We start from the raw sequence: 4,325 nt of genomic DNA on the forward strand, positions 1-4,325 counted from the left end.
GCTCGGAGATGTGTATAAGAGACAGGCTATATATTTTGGTATAGATGAGCCTTTTAAAGGGCTTAGCAAAACAGAAATCTTTTCTGTGATCGGTTTTATAGAAAAAATTAGAAAAAAAACTAAAACAATAATTATAGTAGATCACACAGAAGATATAGAGCACTTTTTTGGATGTAAAATCACACTAACTAATAAAAATAAAATTTTAACTGGGTTATAAAACTATCTACTATGATTTTTTTACTACTTTAATATCTAGTTTTTTATGAAATGAATTTAGTAAAAAGACTATGCAAGAGGCTAAGGATTTAACTCAGGAGCTTACAAACAAGGTCTTTACTATGCTTACAGCCGATATGGACGCTAAGCTAAAATCCCTAAACAAAGGCAAAAAAGACTAAAAGTTTTGGGCGTGAAATTTAGTAGCGCCCAAATTTAAACAAAAATTTGGCAAAGAGCGTTTATAATGCGGCAAAAATTCACTACAAAGGAAAAACGCTGATGCCTTGTCCCATGCATAAAGCTCGTTAATCTCGGCAAAAAACATATCAGCGATTTTCAAAAAACACGCAAATTTTTAAATAATTTTACATTTTTTCACATTGATATTAATCCATTTTTGCTAGCAGGTCCGCTGCATTGTAACTGCATTTTTAAAAATAAAACGAAGCAGTGTTTAAAATTTGGCAAGGACCTTTTTAGTAGGATTTTTTATAAATTTTATTTTAGCTTAAGAAGAAGTGGGTGTCATCCACCGCATTTTGGGTGAACCAGACTTGTGCGCAGCACAACAACATTGAACGTGCTGGGGGTTTGGGTCGCAGGGATAAGGGGGCGGTTTCGTAATTCTAGCCCCCTTGTACCTGCATAAAAATATTCAAGGTTGCTGTGCTTTGCACAGTTTTCATAGTAGTCTGCAGAGCGAATTTTCGTCTGCAAATTTAAATTTATAAAGGATAAAAATGATAAAAAGTTATGTTTTAGGTTTTCCAAGAATCGGAGAAAAAAGAGAGTTAAAGCGCGCGTTAGAGGGCTTTTGGGCTGGTAAAGAGGGCTTTAGTGAAGAGAATTTGCAAGAGACTGCAAAGACGCTTCGCCAAAGACACTGGAAATATCAACAAGACACTGGCATTTCGGCTATTAGCGTTAATGATTTTTCATTTTACGACCTAATGCTTGATAACATCATCGCTTTTGGCGCTACGCCTCCAAGATTTGCAAATTTAAGCGGCTTAGAGCAATATTTTGCTTGCTCAAGAGGCAACAAAAGTGGCGTTGCGATGGAGATGACAAAGTGGTTTAACACAAACTACCACTACATCGTGCCAGAGCTTAGCAGTGAGAGTAAATTTAGCCTAAAAGCGGACAAAATTTTAAATGAGTACAAAGAGGCGAAGGCTAACGGCGTAAAAGGCAAGGTAAATTTGATCGGTCCTATCACGTTCTTGGCTCTTTCAAAGACGACTGACGGCAGCTGCCCATTTAAGCACCTTGACGCGCTTGTAGGCGAGTACAAAAAGCTACTTGAGCAAATTTCTAAGCTTGATGATGAAATTTTAGTGCAGTTTGACGAGCCGATCTTTGTAACTGACAAAAATGAAGAGCTACTTCTACCACTTATCACAAAGGTCTATAACGAGCTAACAGGCGTTGCAAACAACGTTAAGATCGTATTTGCGACATATTTTGAGCATGCGATCAAGGCAGTTAGCGAAGTGGCTAAAACTAAAATTTACGGTATCGCACTTGACTTCATCCATGGCAAGAGAAATTTCGAAGTCCTTGAGACTATCAAAAATAGCCATTTGACGCTATTTGCAGGTGTGATCGACGGCAGAAATATCTGGAAAAGCAACATCGATGAAAAAGTAAAACTTGTAGGTGAAATTTCAGAGAAAATAGGCGGAAAAGACCTTTATATAGGCACTTCATGCTCGCTTCTACATGTGCCATACACGCTAAAATATGAAGAGAATTTAAACCCAGAGATCAAAAGCTGGCTAAGCTTTGCGGTTGAGAAGCTTGACGAGATCAAGATCATCACAAAACTAGCAAACGGCGAGAAGCTTGATGAGAGCGAAACAAAAATTTACGAAGAGAACAAAAATGCTGTTAAAACTCGCGCCACTTCAAAGCTCATCCACTCTGAAAGCGTTCAAAATCGCGTTAAAAATTTAAGCAAATTTGAGCGTGACGAGAAATTTGAAGACCGCATCAAAATCCAACGCGAAACGCTAAACTACGGCATATTGCCAACAACAACGATAGGTAGCTTCCCTCAAACGGTTGATCTTCGTGTGCTCCGCCAAAATTTCAAAAAAGGCGAGATCGACGCGGCTGCTTATGAAGCAGGCATCAAAAAATATATCGATCACTGCGTGAAATTCCAAGAAGATATCGGACTAGACGTGCTAGTACACGGCGAGCCAGAGAGAAACGACATGGTCGAGTACTTTGGCGAGCAGATCAGTGGATATGCATTTAGCCAAAATGGCTGGGTGCAAAGCTACGGCAGCCGCTGCGTCAAGCCACCACTTCTCTTTGGTGACGTAAGCCGCCCAGAGCCGATGACTGTTAAGTGGATGAAATATGCTCAAAGTATCACAAAACACGTAATGAAGGGCATGCTAACTGGACCTGTAACGATGCTAAACTGGAGCTTTGTGCGTGATGATCTTCCAAGAAGCGAGGTAGCAAAACAGCTTGCACTTTGTATCTATGACGAGATCGCAGACCTTCAAAATGCGGGCATTAGAGTGATCCAAGTTGATGAGGCAGCGTTTAAAGAGGGCTATCCGTTAAGAGCTGAAAATATCCCAGCTTATGAGAAATTTGCGGTTGATTGCTTCAAGCTTTCAGTAAGCTCAGCCGAGGCGAAAACTCAGATACACACACATATGTGCTACTCTGAATTTAATGACATTATCAAGACCATCGAAGCTATGGACGCTGATGTTATCAGTATCGAGACTGCAAGAAGTGGCAACGAGCTACTTAAAATTTTCAAAGCCGTTGGCTACAAACAAGAGGTCGGACCTGGCGTTTACGACATCCACAGCCCACGCGTGCCAAGTGTCGAGGAGATCGTCGCTCAGATCAAAGCTCTGCTTGAAGTCTTGCCAAAAGAGCAACTCTGGATCAACCCTGACTGCGGCCTAAAAACCAGAAAATGGGAAGAGGTCGAGCCAAGCCTTAAAAACATGGTAGAAGCCGTTAAGATCGTAAGAGGTCTATAATACAAAATTTAGCGTCTAGGCTCTTCTAGACGCTAATCCTGCAAATTTAAAATCAAAGTTAAGAAAATGCTAAAAGAAAAAATTTTAAATAAAGAAAAAGGGCTCGTGCTATATGGCCTCACGCCGCCAAAGGCTGAGTTTGAAGAGGTAAAGCTACGTGAGATCGCAGAGCGCTGGACGGGGCGAATAAATGACATCAAGGCCGACGGGCTCGTGCTTTACGAGGTGCAAGACGAGAGCGAGCGAAATGATAGCGAGAGGACATTTGAGTTTAGTGGGACGTTAAGCCCAGAAATTTACTACAAAAAGTACCTAGACGTCGCTACTCCTAGTATATTTTATCGCGTGGCTAGCGGATACGGCGAGAATGAATTTCGCGCAGCACTTAAGGCTCAAAGCTCAAATTTAAACGTGCTAGTGGGGGCAACTTCAAGCACGCAAAAAGTGAGGCTAAATTTAGCTCGCGCTTACGAGATCGCTAGTGAATTTAAAGAGTTAGCAGTAGGCGGCGTCTGTATCGCAGAGCGTCACGGCAAAAAGGGCGATGAGCCACAAAGGATGCGTGAAAAGATCGCAGCTGGGGCTAATTTTTTCATATCGCAAGCGATATTTGACGCAGAGCTTGCACGTAAATTTTTGGAAGAGTGCGCGGCTGCAAAGATAAGCGAGCCGATATTTCTGACATTTAGCACAGCGGGCAATGCAAAAACGCTTGAATTTATCAAATGGCTCGGAGTGAGCGTGCCAAATTCGGTTGAAGAGAGGCTAAATTTAAGCTCAGACTACCTGGCTGAGAGTTGCAATATCATTAAAGAAATTTGGTGCGATCTAAAGAAATTTGGCGATGAAAATGGGCTAAATTTAAGCATAAACATAGAAAGCGTCATGGCAAAACGTGCCGAGATCGAAGCGAGCTTAGAGCTTACAAAAAGCATAAGAGAGTTGGTGTAAAGCCAGCTCTTGCTATAAATTTATACAAAATCTTTCCTGATGGCCTAGCGGTGCCATAAATCTACACAGACAATCCGTTATGATTAGCTATCACAAGTCTGTCTCTTATACACATCTCCGAGCCCACGAGACCGTACT

General features: G+C 41.4%; 3 protein-coding genes. All 3 read left to right on the forward strand.

The window, feature by feature from the left end:
* On the forward strand, positions 1–220 hold a 220-nt coding region (locus tag Q0296_RS06275; RefSeq protein ID WP_298038154.1), incomplete at its 5' end, for a hypothetical protein.
* Positions 221–962: 742 nt separating this feature from the next.
* Positions 963–3,236: a 5-methyltetrahydropteroyltriglutamate--homocysteine S-methyltransferase gene (gene metE / locus Q0296_RS06280; RefSeq protein ID WP_298038157.1), complete on the forward strand. Its 2,274-nt coding sequence runs from the start codon at positions 963–965 to the stop codon at positions 3,234–3,236.
* Positions 3,237–3,302: 66 nt separating this feature from the next.
* Positions 3,303–4,187, forward strand: a complete 885-nt coding sequence (locus Q0296_RS06285; RefSeq protein WP_298038160.1) for a methylenetetrahydrofolate reductase — start codon at positions 3,303–3,305, stop codon at positions 4,185–4,187.
* The last annotated feature ends 138 nt before the right edge of the window (positions 4,188–4,325 follow it).

This window comes from uncultured Campylobacter sp. (assembly GCF_937890585.1).
Taxonomy (GTDB): Bacteria; Campylobacterota; Campylobacteria; order Campylobacterales; family Campylobacteraceae; genus Campylobacter_A.

Bases quoted from the DNA above. Each gene is read 5' to 3' on its own strand.
- metE (WP_298038157.1), top strand. From the start codon at position 963: ATGATAAAAAGTTATGTTTTAGGTTTTCCAAGAATCGGAGAAAAAAGA.
- Q0296_RS06285 (WP_298038160.1), top strand. From the start codon at position 3,303: ATGCTAAAAGAAAAAATTTTAAATAAAGAAAAAGGGCTCGTGCTATAT.